17 protein-coding genes are annotated in these 13752 nt (G+C 63.6%); 8 read left to right on the top strand and 9 right to left on the bottom strand.

The genetic code is table 11. From position 1 onward, the window contains the following. Nucleotides 1-16: 16 nt before the first annotated feature. Nucleotides 17-1168, bottom strand: a complete 1152-nt coding sequence (locus tag V1479_RS03715; protein ID WP_368801720.1) for a PQQ-dependent sugar dehydrogenase — start codon at nucleotides 1166-1168, stop codon at nucleotides 17-19. Nucleotides 1169-1438: 270 nt separating this feature from the next. Between V1479_RS03715 and V1479_RS03710 the strand changes: the two genes are divergently transcribed. Next, a complete protein-coding gene (locus V1479_RS03710) occupies nucleotides 1439-2551 on the top strand; it encodes a GGDEF domain-containing protein (RefSeq protein ID WP_368801719.1) in 1113 nt (370 codons plus the stop codon). Nucleotides 2552-2569: 18 nt separating this feature from the next. Here V1479_RS03710 and V1479_RS03705 read toward each other — a convergent pair whose 3' ends face one another. Beyond that, on the bottom strand, nucleotides 2570-2908 hold the full coding sequence (locus V1479_RS03705; protein ID WP_173188035.1) for a hypothetical protein: 339 nt from the start codon (nucleotides 2906-2908) through the stop codon (nucleotides 2570-2572). Between the two features lie 220 nt (nucleotides 2909-3128). On the opposite strand from V1479_RS03705, the gene V1479_RS03700 reads away from it, so the two are divergent. After that, nucleotides 3129-4910, top strand: a complete 1782-nt coding sequence (locus V1479_RS03700; protein ID WP_368801718.1) for a sensor domain-containing diguanylate cyclase — start codon at nucleotides 3129-3131, stop codon at nucleotides 4908-4910. Between the two features lie 14 nt (nucleotides 4911-4924). Here V1479_RS03700 and upp read toward each other — a convergent pair whose 3' ends face one another. Both upp and V1479_RS03690 read right to left on the bottom strand, forming a co-directional pair. Beyond that, a complete protein-coding gene (gene upp, locus V1479_RS03695) occupies nucleotides 4925-5554 on the bottom strand; it encodes a uracil phosphoribosyltransferase (protein WP_173188039.1) in 630 nt (209 codons plus the stop codon). Nucleotides 5555-5647: 93 nt separating this feature from the next. Beyond that, nucleotides 5648-6628, bottom strand: coding sequence for an adenosine deaminase (locus V1479_RS03690; RefSeq protein WP_368801717.1), 981 nt, complete (start codon nucleotides 6626-6628; stop codon nucleotides 5648-5650). Between the two features lie 112 nt (nucleotides 6629-6740). On the opposite strand from V1479_RS03690, the gene ubiE reads away from it, so the two are divergent. From ubiE to V1479_RS03660, 6 genes are read left to right on the top strand one after another with little or no spacing between them, the layout of a single operon-like run. Continuing rightward, nucleotides 6741-7517: a bifunctional demethylmenaquinone methyltransferase/2-methoxy-6-polyprenyl-1,4-benzoquinol methylase UbiE gene (gene ubiE / locus V1479_RS03685; RefSeq protein ID WP_368801716.1), complete on the top strand. Its 777-nt coding sequence runs from the start codon at nucleotides 6741-6743 to the stop codon at nucleotides 7515-7517. Between the two features lie 13 nt (nucleotides 7518-7530). Beyond that, nucleotides 7531-9105, top strand: a complete 1575-nt coding sequence (gene ubiB, locus V1479_RS03680; RefSeq protein ID WP_368801715.1) for a 2-polyprenylphenol 6-hydroxylase — start codon at nucleotides 7531-7533, stop codon at nucleotides 9103-9105. A 58-nt stretch (nucleotides 9106-9163) separates the two neighbouring features. Further along, nucleotides 9164-9439: a FitA-like ribbon-helix-helix domain-containing protein gene (locus V1479_RS03675; protein WP_368801714.1), complete on the top strand. Its 276-nt coding sequence runs from the start codon at nucleotides 9164-9166 to the stop codon at nucleotides 9437-9439. Further along, on the top strand, nucleotides 9439-9840 hold the full coding sequence (locus tag V1479_RS03670; RefSeq protein ID WP_368801713.1) for a type II toxin-antitoxin system VapC family toxin: 402 nt from the start codon (nucleotides 9439-9441) through the stop codon (nucleotides 9838-9840). Before V1479_RS03675 ends, V1479_RS03670 begins: the two co-directional genes overlap by 1 nt. A gap of 18 nt (nucleotides 9841-9858) precedes the next feature. Further along, complete coding sequence (coaBC, locus tag V1479_RS03665; RefSeq protein WP_368801712.1) at nucleotides 9859-11085, top strand: bifunctional phosphopantothenoylcysteine decarboxylase/phosphopantothenate--cysteine ligase CoaBC; 1227 nt, start codon at nucleotides 9859-9861, stop codon at nucleotides 11083-11085. Then, the gene (locus V1479_RS03660) at nucleotides 11082-11612 is read left to right on the top strand and encodes a GNAT family N-acetyltransferase (protein WP_368801711.1); all 531 of its coding nucleotides are present in this window, start codon (nucleotides 11082-11084) and stop codon (nucleotides 11610-11612) included. The genes coaBC and V1479_RS03660 overlap by 4 nt, the downstream gene beginning before the upstream one ends. 4 nt (nucleotides 11613-11616) lie before the next feature. On the opposite strand, the gene V1479_RS03655 is transcribed toward V1479_RS03660, so the two are convergent. The 5 genes from V1479_RS03655 to V1479_RS03635 are packed head-to-tail and all read right to left on the bottom strand — an operon-like array spanning nucleotide 11617 to nucleotide 13748. Next, nucleotides 11617-12006 carry a VOC family protein gene (locus V1479_RS03655; protein ID WP_368801710.1) on the bottom strand — a complete coding sequence of 130 codons (390 nt, stop codon included), beginning with the start codon at nucleotides 12004-12006 and terminating at the stop codon, nucleotides 11617-11619. A gap of 19 nt (nucleotides 12007-12025) precedes the next feature. After that, nucleotides 12026-12388 (bottom strand): VOC family protein, encoded by a 363-nt coding sequence (locus tag V1479_RS03650; protein WP_368801709.1) that lies wholly within the window; start codon nucleotides 12386-12388, stop codon nucleotides 12026-12028. Continuing rightward, nucleotides 12385-12954, bottom strand: coding sequence for an SRPBCC family protein (locus V1479_RS03645; RefSeq protein ID WP_368801708.1), 570 nt, complete (start codon nucleotides 12952-12954; stop codon nucleotides 12385-12387). Before V1479_RS03645 ends, V1479_RS03650 begins: the two co-directional genes overlap by 4 nt. Nucleotides 12955-12957: 3 nt before the next feature. Beyond that, the gene (locus V1479_RS03640) at nucleotides 12958-13401 is read right to left on the bottom strand and encodes an SRPBCC family protein (RefSeq protein ID WP_368801707.1); all 444 of its coding nucleotides are present in this window, start codon (nucleotides 13399-13401) and stop codon (nucleotides 12958-12960) included. Further along, a complete protein-coding gene (locus tag V1479_RS03635) occupies nucleotides 13398-13748 on the bottom strand; it encodes an ArsR/SmtB family transcription factor (protein ID WP_368801706.1) in 351 nt (116 codons plus the stop codon). The genes V1479_RS03640 and V1479_RS03635 overlap by 4 nt, the downstream gene beginning before the upstream one ends. Between the last annotated feature and the right edge of the window lie 4 nt (nucleotides 13749-13752).

Raw genomic sequence — 13752 nt, 5'->3', positions numbered from 1 at the left:
CTCGATGAAGGCCTGCTCAGTCGGCAGGCGCGATGCGCAAGATGCCGCCGTTCTGCTCGTCTGTCGCCACGTAGATCGCGCCGTCCGGCCCTTCGGCAACGTCGCGGATGCGCAGACCGAGCGGCTCGAGCAATCGCTCCTCGTGGGTGACGCTAGCGCCATCGAGTTCCAGCCGTACGAGCGCCGTCGAAGCAAGGCCGCCGACGAAAAGGTCGCCCTGCCATTCCCCAAACGCATCACCGCCGTAGAACATCATGCCCGAAGGCGCGATGACCGGGGTCCATGTGTAGATGGCGTCGACCATGCCCTCCGCGGTTTCCAGTCCCTCGCCGATGGTACCGCCACTGTACTCGACGCCGAGCGTCACCAGCGGCCAGCCGTAATTCGCTCCCGGCTCGATAATGTTGAGTTCATCGCCACCGCGCGGACCATGCTCGATCTCCCACAAGACCCCGGTTTCGGGATGGAGGGCTGCAGCCTGCACGTTGCGTACGCCGTAGGCCCAGATTTCGGGCAACGCGTCGTCCTGCCCCACAAAGGGATTGTCGTCGGGCACGCTGCCGTCAGGATTGATGCGCACGATCTTGCCGAGGTGGGAGTCCAGATCCTGCGCCTGTCCGCGGAACTGCGCCTGCGAACGCTCGCCGAGCGTGACGTAGAGATGGCCCTCGCCGTCGAAAACCAGCCGCGATCCGAAATGCGCCCGGCTCTGCACCTTGGGCTGCTGGCTGAAGATGATCTCGACACCTTCGAGCGCCGACAAGTCTTCATTCAGACGACCGCGCGCAACCGCCGTGCCGTTCCCGCCCTCGCCCGCCTCGGCGAAGCTGAGATAGACAAGCCGGTTTTCCTGAAACTGCGGGTCGAGCGCAACATCCAGAAGGCCGCCCTGTCCCCGCGCATCGACCTCCGGCACCCCTTCGACGGGTTCCGAAACAGATCCGTCGCTGCCTATACGGCGAAGATTCCCGGGGCGCTCGGTGACGAGCATGCCACCATCCCCCGGCAGGAAGGCAATTGCCCATGGGTGGCTGAGGCCCGAAGCAATTGTCGAGACCTGGATCGCGCCGGTTTCGGTCTCGAAGGTTTCCTCGACCGCATAGGCTTGAGATGACACGCCTGCAACGGTCAGCGATGCAACCAGCGTGTGAAACAGATAGCGGTGCATATGTGGTCCCTCTCGATTTCACGGACGTGGCAACTGGCTCCATACTTAAAGCGCGGCGGGAGCATGTGTTCCGCTTCACGGAATGTTGTTGGTGTATTGTGATTACGTCACGGCATGCTAATGGAAGCGAAGGTCGGGCGCTGGGGACTACTGAACTTAACCTGCGCTTAATGACGTAGGGTTAGCTTGATTCAAATGTGGGTGCGGATAGCGCAACGGTCCGCAGGATGGCCTGCGCGGCCATTTACGCGTGCATGGCGAGGGACGGGTTTGGGGACAGGTAGGCCAACGACACAGGCGCCGGACGAGCCGGAGCCACGCCGCGCCGAGGGGGCAGGCAATCGCCCCGATGCCGCGGCAACCGTCGTTTTGACGATGCGCCAGCTCGGGGTCGTGCCGCTGCCGCGCAATTACGAACTGTTCTACGAAGCCGTAACCGCCGGCAACAAAGAGCTGTCCGATGCGCTTTCGGCGCTCGGCGCACGCCCGACACAGAAGCAGCTCGACGAGATCGCGCGCCGGTTCATGTTACGCCCGAATGAAGGCGACGCCGACGAAGCACGCGATTCGATCACAACCAAGCTGGACGAGATCATCACGCTCCTCAAAAAGGAGCGGTCTTCGATGGAGACCTACAGCAAGATCCTGGGCGAAACGTCGAACGGTCTCGGAAACAGACAGTCCATTACACGCGAATTTCTGGAGAAAATCGTCGGCGTCACCGCGACGGCCACGCGTGCGTCTATCGAGAACCGCAGCCATATCGTCTCGTCCATCACCAACAAGTCGGAGGAGCTGCGGGAGGTCAAATCCAAGCTCGAGGAATACAGGCGCCTCGCGGAAACGGATGCGCTGACCCAGTTGCAGAACCGGCGAGCCTTCGACCAGGCAATCGCCGGCATCTACGACAGCAATCGCGGCATCGCCTTCGGCGCGCTGATCCTTGCGGACATCGACAGCTTCAAGTCGGTCAACGACCGCTTCGGGCATCCGGTCGGCGACCGCATCATCCAGATCGTCGCCAGCATCATGCGCTCCACGGTCAAGGAGCGTACATTCGTTGCCAGGACGGGCGGAGAGGAATTTGCCGTTATCCTCGAAGGCTCAGGAGAGGAAGCCACCGCGCGGGTGGCCGAAGAAATCCGGCAGGCCGTGATGGAAGCGCCGTTCGTGAACGTTGCGAAGGGCACCAATTACGGCCCGATCACGATTTCGCTGGGCATCTGCATGGCCACGCAGGCCCAAGGGCCGGACGACCTTTATGTGAAGGCCGACCGCGCACTCTATGCTTCCAAGTCCGCAGGGCGTAACCGCGTCACGCGTTTCTCGGCGCTATCTGCCAACAACTTCGCCAAAAACTGGCTGATCTATCGCGGCGACTAGCCGGCGCGCGGGCAGCAATCAGCGCGCGGAGAGGTAGGGTCCGACGGTAATCAGGCCTATTGCCGCGATGGCCGCCAGAATGCCCAGGCCCTGAAGCGCGTTCACCTTCTCCCCGAACCATAGGAAGGCGACGAGGTTGACCGCGACAAGCTGGATGACGGCGGAGAGGCTGAGAGCCACACCCATGCCGAACTCGCGGATCAGGCGCAGCATGATCAGGTTGCCCGCCGTATAAAGAGCTAGGACGAGAGCAAGCCGCCAATGGGTGGGGGTTATCGTCCAGCCTTTGGCGGCGCTGGCTGCCAGCACGAAGATCACGGTCGACGCGCCGAGTTGAAACAGTCCTGAGTAGGTCACGACGCCTCCGGGCAAACGGAAAGGAAACAAGGCCAGCAGAAAGCCAGCGCATTTCGACGCTCTGCGCCCACGCCGACGTTCCGTCAATAGGCTGCTTTCGCAAAGCCTGTCGGCGGCTGCACCGCGATGGCTGTCTTTTAACTAAAGTTCGGATACATACCGTCCTTCAGGCAGGGGAAAGGCTTGGGCTGTTGGCCCAAACTGCGGGACCGGGGTATTCATGGCAGTTAGTATTCTGACGTCGCTGAAGCAAAAATTCGCGGCTAGTCTGCGCCTGCGCGTGCTTGTCCTGACGCTGGCGGCGTTTGTCACGGTCGCGATTCCGGCCGCTCTTGCCTTCACATGGATCGTCGATCGGACGGTCGTCACACTGGGCACGCTTTTTGCCGAGCGGCAGATCCTCTACGACCGCTATCGCGGCCTCGAGGCGCTGCGGCGCGAGGTAGCGCTGGCCGAGACGCTGATGCGCTCGCCGACGATCATCGACTGGGCTCGCAACGAGTTCGGTGACGACAGCAAGGCGCGCGGGATCGCCGAGCTGGAGCATTTCCGGCGAACGTTTATCGACCGCAGCTACTTCTTCATCGTCGGCTCTTCCGGCAACTACTATTTCAACGACCAGGACGGCACCTACACCGGCGACCAGCTGCGCTACGCGGTGTCACCGGACAATCCAAGCGACGACTGGTACTACAAGACGCTCGCCGCCGGCCCCGGCTGCCATCTCAACGTCAACCACGACGTCGTGCTGGCAGTCACCAAGGTGTGGATGAATTGCGTCATCGAGGAAAATGGCGACGTGCTCGGCGTCGTTGGCACAGGCATCGACCTGACCACCTTCCTGCGCGAGGTCGTCGAGAGCGACCAGCCCGGCGTCGAGAGCATGTTCGTAGACCGTTCGGGCGCGGTGCAGGCCAGCCGGGACGCCAGCCTGATCGACTTCCGCAGCCTGACCAAGGACGACAGCGACAAGAAGACGTTCTTCCGTTTCCTCGATACGGAAGGCGACCGCGCAACGTTCGCGGCCATGATGGACGCGGTGGCTGAGCAAGGTGGCGGCAAGGCGCAGGCACGCTTCCTGAAGGTGAACGGCACGGACATGCTCGTCGGTGTCGGCCACCTCCGTGAGCTCGGCTGGTACAACGTCACGCTGATGGACGTCGGCACGATCATAGATCGGCGCCTTTTCGGCCCCATAGCCTGCCTGATCGGGCTGGTGATGCTCGTTGCAGCCGGGCTGGTCACCTACCTCTTCAAGCGCAGCGTGCTTGACCGGCTGGCGCGCACCGAAACCGTCGTGCGACGCATCGAGGCTGGCGACTTTTCACAGGCCGCCGACGAAAAGGGCTCGGACGAGATCGCACGGCTGGCACGGACCCTGAACGTGATGGCGCGGACAGTCGGAACCGACCGGGCCATGCTGGAAGCCGCCGTTCGCCAGCGCACGGAGCAGCTCGAGCGGATCGCCTATGTCGATCAGCTCAGCGGCGTACTGAACCGGCGCGGCTTCGTGGAAGCTTTCGCGCAGGAAGAAAGGCGCATGACCATCGATGCGCCGCGCCCAGGCCTGCTGATCCTCGATATCGACCACTTCAAATCCGTCAATGATGGCCATGGCCATGTGGTCGGCGATGTCGTCATCGCCGAGGTGGCGCAGCGGCTGCTTGAAGTGACCCGCGAACAGGATCTGTGTGCCCGCTGGGGCGGCGACGAGTTCGTGGTGATCCTGAAGGCCTGCGACATGCGCTCGCTGGCAGCCATCGGCGACAAGATACTCAATACGATCCGCGCGCGCCCAATCGATATCGCCGGCGGCTCGAAGCTGCGCGTCACGACATCCATCGGCGCGCATCTCGTCAGCGCCTCGGACACGCTCGAAAGTGCCGCAAGCAAGGCCGACCACGCACTCTATGCGGCCAAGCAACAGGGCCGCAACCGCATGGTCATCTACGATCCGGCCGCGCACGGCGAAGCAAAGTCAGTGAGCCGGGTGGTCGCTTAGAGCACCGTCGCGCCCTACTTCGTGCCGTACATCCTGTCTCCGGCATCGCCGAGGCCCGGCACGATGTAGCCCTTTTCGTTGAGCTTCTCGTCGATCGAGGCTGTGAAGACGGGCACGTCGGGGTGGGCCGAGGTGAAGCGCTCGATGCCCTCGGGCGCGGCCAACAGGCAGAGGAAGCGCAGATTGGTCGCGCCGCGCTGTTTGAGCTTGTCGACGGCCGCGATGGCCGAATTCGCCGTCGCGAGCATCGGGTCCACCACGATGACAAGGCGATCCTCAAGGTCGCCCGGCGCCTTGAAGAAATATTCCACGGCTTCCAGCGTGTCGTGATCGCGGTAGAGGCCGATATGGGCGACGCGGGCGGCCGGCACCAGGTCGAGCATGCCGTCGAGCAGGCCGTTGCCGGCACGCAACACCGAAGCGAACACAAGCTTCTTGCCCTCGAGCGTCGGCGCTTCCATCGGCATCAGCGGCGTTTCGATGGTGCGTGTGGTCAGGTCCAGCTCGCGCGTGACCTCGTAGCACAAGAGCAGCGAAATCTCGCGCAGCAGGCGGCGAAAGCTGGCCGTCGAGGTTTCCTTGTCGCGCATGATGGTGAGCTTGTGCTGGACAAGCGGGTGATCGACCACGGTTACGCCATTCATGTGCCTTGCTCTCCGAAATCCGTTGATTGCCGGCGATATTAACGACTGCGCGGCAAAGGAGATACCGTGCGCGTTTCGACAACCACAAATTTGTCAGTGACGCGATGCGGGCGCATCGAGCCTTGCCAGCAACGCGGCCCGCGTCTTGCGGTCGACGAAAGCGGCCTCGATCGCGGCGCGCGTGATCTGGTTCAGATCCTTTTCGGACAGGCCGAAATGCTCGGCCGCCACCTCGTATTCGCGCTTCAGCGACGTCCAGAAATAGGGCGGATCGTCGGAGTTCAGCGTGACCTTGCAGCCTGCCTTGCGCAGCGCGGGGAAAGGGTGTTCGGCAAAGGACGGGAAGACCTTCAGTTCGATGTTCGAGACCGGACAGACCTCGAGCACGATGCCTTCGGCAGCGATGCGCCTGACGAGATCTGGATTTTCAATCGCTCGAACACCGTGGCCGATACGTGACGGCCGCAGATGGTCGAGCGCGGCCTGCACGCTTTCCCAGCCCGCCAGCTCGCCGGCATGGACGGTGATGCCGAGGCCTGCCTCGCGCGCGATCTCGAAGGCGCGGACGTAATCCTCGACCTCCCCGAAACGCTCCTCGCCCGCCATGCCGTAGCCGGTGACCAGCGGATGGCCGCATTTGGCCGCAAAGCGTGCCGCAGCCTCGACCGATTCGACCCCGAAATGCCGCACGCCGGTGACGATCATGCGGCCTTCGATGCCAGTCTTGGCCTTGGCGCGCATCATACCTTCGCCGAGCGCATCGGTATACGCCTTCGGCGAAAGACCGGCCTTGGTGGCGTGGTCGGGCGAGGTGAAGACTTCGGAATAGATCGCGCCGTCGCGGGCGAGACCGGTCAGGTAGTGCTCGGTGAGCTTGGCGTAGTCCTCCTCCGTGCGGAACAGGTCGGCAGCGAAATCGTAGGCGGCGAGAAAGGACGTGAAGTCGTGCCAGACGAACGATCCGTCACGGATGAAAGGCTCGACCGGCTTGTCGTATTTGCGTGCCTGTTCGATCACCAGGTCGGGCGCGGCGGCGCCTTCCACATGGCAGTGCAGTTCGGCCTTCAGCGCCATCGCTTTCTCCTCGTCTCGCCGCTGCGAGGCGCGGCCGTTCATCGCGGCTTCGACAATAGCGCCCCGTTCCGCGATCGGCTATGGTCCGGCCAAAATTCGAACAGGTGAGCATATGTCGGAACAGCGCACGACCGCCACGGGCGGCATGGAGACGGCCTACGGCTTTCGCGAGGTCGGCGCTGGCGAGAAGCAGGAGCTCGTCAACGACGTGTTCCACAAGGTTGCCAACCGCTACGACCTGATGAACGACCTGATGTCGGGCGGTCTGCACCGTCTCTGGAAGGATGCGATGGTGGCCTGGCTGAACCCACCAAGGCGGCCCGGCTGGCGTGTGCTGGACGTTGCAGGCGGCACCGGCGACATCGCTTTCCGCATCATCGAGGCTTCACAGCGTAATGCTCACGCCACGGTGCTGGACATCAACGGGTCGATGCTGGCAGTTGGCCGCGACCGGGCAGAGCAGCGCGGCATCGCTCAGCATATCGATTTCGTCGAGGCGAACGCCGAGGAACTGCCCTTCGAAGACCGGACTTTCGACGCCTATACGATCGCGTTTGGCATCCGCAACGTGCCGCGCATCGATGTTGCGCTTGCCGAAGCGTTTCGCGTTCTGAAGCCGGGGGGGCGTCTTCTCTGTCTCGAATTCTCCGAGGTGCAGATGCCGCTTCTGGACAAGGCGTATGAGGCATGGTCCTTCAACGCCATTCCGCGCATCGGCGAAATGGTGGCCGGCGAGGGCGAACCCTATCGCTATCTGGTCGAATCGATCGCCAAGTTCCCCAACCAGGAGAATTTCGCGGCGATGATCCGGAAAGCAGGCTTCGACCGCGTGAGCTGGCGCGATTATTCGGGCGGCATCGCGGCGCTGCATTCGGGCTGGAAGCTTTGAAGCAGGCGGCCGTATGAGTACTTTGGGCGCCTATTTCCGGCTCGTTCGCGCCGGCTGGATTCTCGCGCGAGAAGGCGTGTTCGCAGCCCTGCCGGGCGATCAGCTTACCGGCGCGCCCCGAATGGCATGGCGCACGGCGAAACTGCTTGCGCGGCGCAAGGTGAAGAACCGCGAGCGCAGCCAGAGGATGTCGCTTGCCGTCGATCGGCTGGGCCCCTCCTACGTGAAGCTCGGCCAGTTCCTGGCGACGCGCCCGGACGTCGTCGGTGCCGATGTGGCGACGGACCTTGCCAACCTTCAGGACCGGATGAAGACCTTCCCGACCGCGGAAGCTGTCGCCGAGATCGAGGAATCGCTGGGCCGGCCGATCACTGAACTCTACCGTCACTTCGACGCGCCAATCGCCGCCGCATCGATCGCGCAGGTGCATCCGGCAGCCGTTCTGCGGGATGGCAGCGAGACGAAAGTCGCGGTGAAGGTGATCCGGCCGGGGGTGCGCCGGCGCTTCTTCAACGACCTGGAGAGCTATTTCATCGCTGCGCGGATGCAGGAGCGCTTCATGCCTTCCTCGCGCAGGCTGAAGCCCGTCGAGGTGACGCAGACGCTTGCGCAGACGACCAAGATCGAAATGGATCTGCGGCTCGAAGCGGCGGCCCTGTCCGAACTGGGCGAGAACACGCGCGACGATCCGGGCTTCCGCGTGCCTTGGGTGGACTGGGAGCGCACCGGGCGCGACGTCGTCACCATGGAGTGGATCGACGGCGTCAAGATGAACGACATCGAGGGCCTGCGCGCCGCGGGGCACGACCTCAAGGCGCTGGCGGCATCGCTGATCCAGTCGTTCCTGCGCCACACGCTTCGCGACGGGTTCTTCCATGCCGACATGCACCCCGGCAACCTGTTCGTGGAAGCGGACGGGACCATCGTCGCCGTCGACCTCGGCATTGCCGGGCGGCTCGGAAAGAAGGAGCGCCGCTTCCTTGCCGAAATCCTCTACGGCTTCATCACGCGCGATTATCTGCGCGTCGCGGAGGTGCATTTTGAGGCCGGCTACGTGCCGCGCACCCACGACGTGCATGCCTTCGCGCAGGCGATCCGCGCCATCGGCGAGCCGATCCACGGGCAGCCGGCCGAAACCATCTCCATGGCGCGGCTGCTGACTCTGCTGTTCGAGGTGACAGAGCTATTCGACATGCAGACCCGGACCGAGCTGGTGCTGCTGCAGAAGACCATGGTGGTGGTGGAGGGCGTGGCGCGCACGCTCGATCCGGCCTTCAACATGTGGAAGACGTCGGAGCCGGTGGTGGGCGACTGGATCCGGGCCAATCTCGGGCCGCGCGGCATGCTTGAGGACGCCCGCGACGGCGTCGGCGCGCTGGTTTCGCTGGCCCGCCAGGCACCCGACCTTGCTGCGCGCACCGAGCGGTTGTCGCGCGAGATCGACGCGATGGCCGAAAACGGGCTTCGTTTCGACGACGAAACGGCCGACAAGATCGGACGCGCCGAGGCGCGGCGCACGCGCTCCGGGCGCATAGCGCTATGGGTCATCGCGGCGACGCTGATTTGGATCGCGGTGCAGCTCGGGTAGTTTGACTCCAATGCTAGCAATGGCTACATTGCTAGCATTGAAAGCACAGGTGTCATTGATGGCTACCTTCACAATCAGAAACGTGCCCGAGGATGTAAAAAAAGCTTGGCGCATAAAGGCCGCCAAGAGCGGGCATTCGCTGGAGGAGACTCTACGCATCCTGCTTGCTGAACAGATCAAGGATACAAGACACCCCTCTTCCCTTATCGATGCTGAGGAAATCATGCGCCGCGCGAAGGATCTTGAATCCGACGAGCCCGCTGACGGGCGATATATGTACCTTAGCCAGAAGGAACTCAGCGACATCATATCCGGTGAGTTCGAGGGGCTGTAATGGTTGTCGACACGTCCGCCGTAATTGCGATCGCCCGGCGTGAGCCGGAAGCTTTTGCGTTCAGCAAGTTGCTTGCCGAAACGCCAGGAAAGATCATGGCGGCGCCAACCTATCTGGAATGTGTTTTCGTGGTGGCAGGCGTCGCTCCCACCAAGGGTATCGAGTTCCTCAAAAACCTGATCGCCGACACCCTGATCGAGATAGTGCCATTCGGTGCGGATGAATTGGATGCTGCTGTAGATGCGCGCGCACGATTTGGCCGAGGTTCAGGTCATGCGGCGAAGCTCAACTACGGCGACTGTTTCGCTTACGCCCTGGCCAAGACGCGCGGCCTTCCACTGCTGTTCAAAGGCGACGATTTCGTCCATACCGACGTCGAGCCGGCACTGAAGCCGGCGTGACGTGATCGCGGGCGACGCATGATCCTTTCCGGCAAACGCATCCTGCTCATCATCGGCGGCGGCATCGCGGCCTACAAATGCCTCGACCTGATACGGCGCCTGCGCGAGCGCGGCGCGTCGGTGCGCTGCGTGATGACGGCTGCGGCACAGGAATTCGTGACGCCGCTGGCTGTCGGCGCGCTCTCGGCCGATGATGTGTTCAGCGACCTTTTCGACCGGCAGGACGAGCACGATGTCGGCCATATCCGCCTGTCGCGGGAGGCCGACCTTGTGGTCGTGGCGCCTGCCACCGCCGACCTGATGGCGAAGATGGCGAACGGGCTCGCCAACGACCTCGCATCAACCACGCTGATGGCCACCGACAAGAAGGTGCTGATCGCGCCGGCCATGAACCCGCGCATGTGGAGCCATCCGGCCACGCGCCGCAATCGCGCGACATTGGAGCAGGACGGCGTCGCCTTCGTCGGACCGGGGCGCGGCGAGATGGCCGAGAGCGGCGAGGCCGGTGACGGCCGTATGGCCGAACCGCTGGAGATCGTGGCCGCGATCGAGGCTCTGCTGGACGAAGCGCCAAAACCGCTTGCCGGCCGCAAGATCGTGGTGACATCGGGACCGACGCACGAGCCGATCGACCCGGTGCGCTACATCGCCAACCGTTCTTCGGGCAAGCAGGGCCATGCGATCGCCGGCGCGCTAGCGCGGCTCGGCGCGGAGGTGCATCTCGTATCGGGTCCGGTGACGATCGCCGACCCGGCCGGCGTCAACGTCGTACACGTCGAATCCGCTCGACAGATGAAGGCTGCCGTGGAAGCGGCGCTGCCCGCCGACGCAGGCGTTTTCGTTGCAGCGGTCGCCGACTGGCGTACCGAGGGCGAGGCCGGTGAGAAGATCAAGAAAGAGGTCGGCAAGGGCCCACCGGCGCTGCAGATGGTCGAGAACCCCGACATCCTGGCCACCATCGGACACCACGCCAACCGGCCGAAGCTGGTGGTGGGCTTTGCGGCCGAGACGCAGAACGTTCTGGAGAACGCCCGCGCGAAGTTGAAGAAGAAGGGCGCCGACCTGATCGTCGCCAACGACGTTTCCCATGACAGCGGCGTTAACGCGTCGGGCGTGATGGGCGGCGACCGTAATCTCGTCCGCATCGTCTCCGCCGACGGCGCCGAGGAATGGCCGGAAATGAGCAAGAACGAGGTGGCCACAAGGCTTGCCGCACTGATTGCCGAAAAGCTCGGCGGACAATGAGCGCCGTTCCCGTTCTCCAAACCGAGCGTCTCATCCTGCGGGAGCACCGTCCCGAGGACCTCGACGCCTATCTCGACCTCTGGACCCAGGATGACGTCGTGCGGTTCATCAGCGGGCGTCCGCTCACCAGGTCGGAATGCTGGGGTCGCATCCTGCGTTCGCGCGGCCTGTGGGCCGTGCTGGGAGCCGGCTTCTGGACATTGACGGATCGAGAATCCGGCAAGCTAATCGGCGAGGCGGGGCTGATGGACATCAAGCGCGCCATCGAGCCGCCGCTGGACGGCACACTTGAGGCTGGCTGGGCACTGCATCCCTCCGTCCAGGGAAAGGGACTGGCGCGGGAAGCCATGACAGCGATTCTCGACTGGGCCGACCAACACCATACGGGCGTTCCACTGAGCTGCATCATCAGCGAAGGCAACAAGCCTTCCGTGCAACTCGCGACGCACCTCGGATTTCAAGAAACGCCCCGCGGCGCCCTGCAGGACTCCACCGTCATCCATTTCCGGCGTGCGGCGGGCGCGTAGGCGCTCAGCCCTCGACCAACAGGATCAGGTTTCCGCAGCCATCTTCGAATGTCGCCATCATGGGCATGTCCGATCCGGGCGCACGCGGTTCGCCGCGGAAAACGACGCCGAGCCCTGTCAACCGCTCGTACTCCGCCTTCACGTCATCGCAGCCGAGCTGGGTGAACGGGATGCCGCGCTCGTAGAGCGCCGTCTGATAGTCCCGGGCGAAGTCCATGCCCGCCGGCTCCAGCAGCAGCTCCACACCGGAATCGTCGGCGGCCTGAACGGTGAGCCAGCGCGCCGCTCCGGCCGGAACGTCGTGCTTCTTCACAAAGCCCAGCCGTCCGACATAGAAATCCTCGGCCTTCTGCTGGTCTAGCACCATCACCGAGGACAGACTGCATCGTATCATCGGGTTTGCCCTTTCGTATTCACCAGGCCCCCGCCTTCTCATCCACCAGATGGACGATTGAAGCCGGGCTCGAAATCCAGAACCCCCTGAATTCGGGTCCCAGCGGCTCGATCTCGTCACACCGCACAGCACCCGCCTTTTCGAGGTGGGCCGCTGCGCTGTCCTTGTCTTCGGTAACGATTTCCAGCCAGATTTCGGCCTGGCTCATGCCGGGCACCTTGTCGATCCAGAGCTGGTTTGCCCCGAAATGAAAGCCGATAGCAGGCTCGTGGCCCGTGATCCGGGCGAGGCCGATGACATCGCGATAGAAGCGCACCGTTTCTTCATACTGGTGGGGCGGCACCTTCATGGCGATGTTGCGGCCGCCTGCAAAGTCGGTCATCTGCTGTTCTCTCCGTCGATTTTGTTGAATCTGTCCCGATAGATTGCTTCGAGCCGCGTATGTGCGCTCCAGAAGCCGCGCGGCGTTTCACCCGCGAGCCGGTCGGCAAGGATGCCGAGATGCGCATCCCAGCCGCTGGCGACGCTGACCATCGTCTCCGGGTCGCCCAACCTGCGGTGAGTCACGACAAGCAGCACATCACGCCCTTCGGGAAAGAGCTCGAAGGTAACCTCGCTCGCGCCGTTGTCGCCGGGCCATGTGTAGGCGAGGGTGCGCGGCGGATCCCATTGCGTGACCTCGCCGTGCATGGCGGGGCTGTCCTCAAAGTCGCGGTATCTTTCCGGGGTTGCCTCGTCTGACAGTTCCCGATGACGGAACAGGTGCTCGACCTGCCCGCCGGGGTGGGGCTCCATGATACCGGCAGCCAGCCAGAGCCGCCGCTTGGCGGGATCGGTGAGATAGTCCCATATGCGCTCGACCGGCCCAGGCAGCAGCTTTTGTATCCGCACCGTCGCGGGCTCGGAAACGATGCCCTGCCCGTCCTGTGCCGGATCGACCCTGAACATGGCTCAGGCCTCCAGTTGCGCCGCGAGGGCGTCGAGCATCATGGTCCAGCCCTTGCGGGTCTGCTCGCCCCACTCGGCAAAGACATCCGGCGCCATCTCGCTCGTGAGCGTCAGTTCGCATCCCTTGTCGAGACGCGCGATCTCGATCGTCACGCGGTCGTATTCCGGGCTGAACGCCAGCACCGCGAAGGTGAAGACCAGCCGTCGCGGCCGGTCGATCTCCAGATAGTCGCCGGTATGTTCGATGTCGCCATCTTTGCGGTGGCTGACAAAGGCAAAGCTGCCGCCGACCCGTGCATCCACACGGCCAGTGACGGCCTCACCTTCCTCGCTGCGGAACAACCATTTGCCGGCTGTCTCCGGATCTAGCCAGGCGTCGAAGACCCGCTCCGCCGATGCGTCGAACCGGCGCTTGACCTGCAAGATGACGGGCTGACTGGCGGTCATTTCGAATGCTCCATCTCTTCGTCCTCGGCGCGCAGCAGCGCATCCAGCGCATCGAGACGGCTGGTCCAGAAGCGCTCGTAGTAGCGAAGCCAGGCCTGCGCCTCGGCGAGCCGCGCCGCGTCGAGCCTGCACAAATGCGTGCGGCCTCTTATCTCGCGGCGCACGAGGCCTGCACCTTCCAGCACCTTCACGTGCTTGGAGGCGCCCGCGAGGCTCATTGAGAACGGCGCGGCCAGCTCGCCGACGCTTCTTTCTCCGGTCGTCAGCGTGTGCAGCATCGCCCTGCGGGTCGCGTCGGACAGCGCGTGGAAGACTGCGTCAAGTTGGGCGGCTTCATTCTCAACCATTTGG

The sequence above is a fragment of the Neoaquamicrobium sediminum genome, from assembly GCF_040970315.1.
Taxonomy (GTDB): Bacteria; Pseudomonadota; Alphaproteobacteria; order Rhizobiales; family Rhizobiaceae; genus Aerobium; species Aerobium sediminum.
The sequence above is the reverse complement of the archived record's forward strand: the minus strand, read 5'-3'. Positions and strand labels throughout refer to the sequence as shown.

Coding starts and splice junctions, on each gene's coding strand:
- V1479_RS03715 (WP_368801720.1), bottom strand. CDS start 1,168: ATGCACCGCTATCTGTTTCACACGCTGGTTGCATCGCTGACCGTTGCA.
- V1479_RS03700 (WP_368801718.1), top strand. CDS start 3,129: ATGGCAGTTAGTATTCTGACGTCGCTGAAGCAAAAATTCGCGGCTAGT.
- upp (WP_173188039.1), bottom strand. CDS start 5,554: ATGAATGGCGTAACCGTGGTCGATCACCCGCTTGTCCAGCACAAGCTC.
- V1479_RS03690 (WP_368801717.1), bottom strand. CDS start 6,628: ATGGCGCTGAAGGCCGAACTGCACTGCCATGTGGAAGGCGCCGCCGCG.
- ubiE (WP_368801716.1), top strand. CDS start 6,741: ATGTCGGAACAGCGCACGACCGCCACGGGCGGCATGGAGACGGCCTAC.
- ubiB (WP_368801715.1), top strand. CDS start 7,531: ATGAGTACTTTGGGCGCCTATTTCCGGCTCGTTCGCGCCGGCTGGATT.
- V1479_RS03675 (WP_368801714.1), top strand. CDS start 9,164: ATGGCTACCTTCACAATCAGAAACGTGCCCGAGGATGTAAAAAAAGCT.
- V1479_RS03670 (WP_368801713.1), top strand. CDS start 9,439: ATGGTTGTCGACACGTCCGCCGTAATTGCGATCGCCCGGCGTGAGCCG.
- coaBC (WP_368801712.1), top strand. CDS start 9,859: ATGATCCTTTCCGGCAAACGCATCCTGCTCATCATCGGCGGCGGCATC.
- V1479_RS03660 (WP_368801711.1), top strand. CDS start 11,082: ATGAGCGCCGTTCCCGTTCTCCAAACCGAGCGTCTCATCCTGCGGGAG.
- V1479_RS03655 (WP_368801710.1), bottom strand. CDS start 12,006: ATGATACGATGCAGTCTGTCCTCGGTGATGGTGCTAGACCAGCAGAAG.
- V1479_RS03650 (WP_368801709.1), bottom strand. CDS start 12,388: ATGACCGACTTTGCAGGCGGCCGCAACATCGCCATGAAGGTGCCGCCC.
- V1479_RS03645 (WP_368801708.1), bottom strand. CDS start 12,954: ATGTTCAGGGTCGATCCGGCACAGGACGGGCAGGGCATCGTTTCCGAG.
- V1479_RS03640 (WP_368801707.1), bottom strand. CDS start 13,401: ATGACCGCCAGTCAGCCCGTCATCTTGCAGGTCAAGCGCCGGTTCGAC.
- V1479_RS03635 (WP_368801706.1), bottom strand. CDS start 13,748: ATGGTTGAGAATGAAGCCGCCCAACTTGACGCAGTCTTCCACGCGCTG.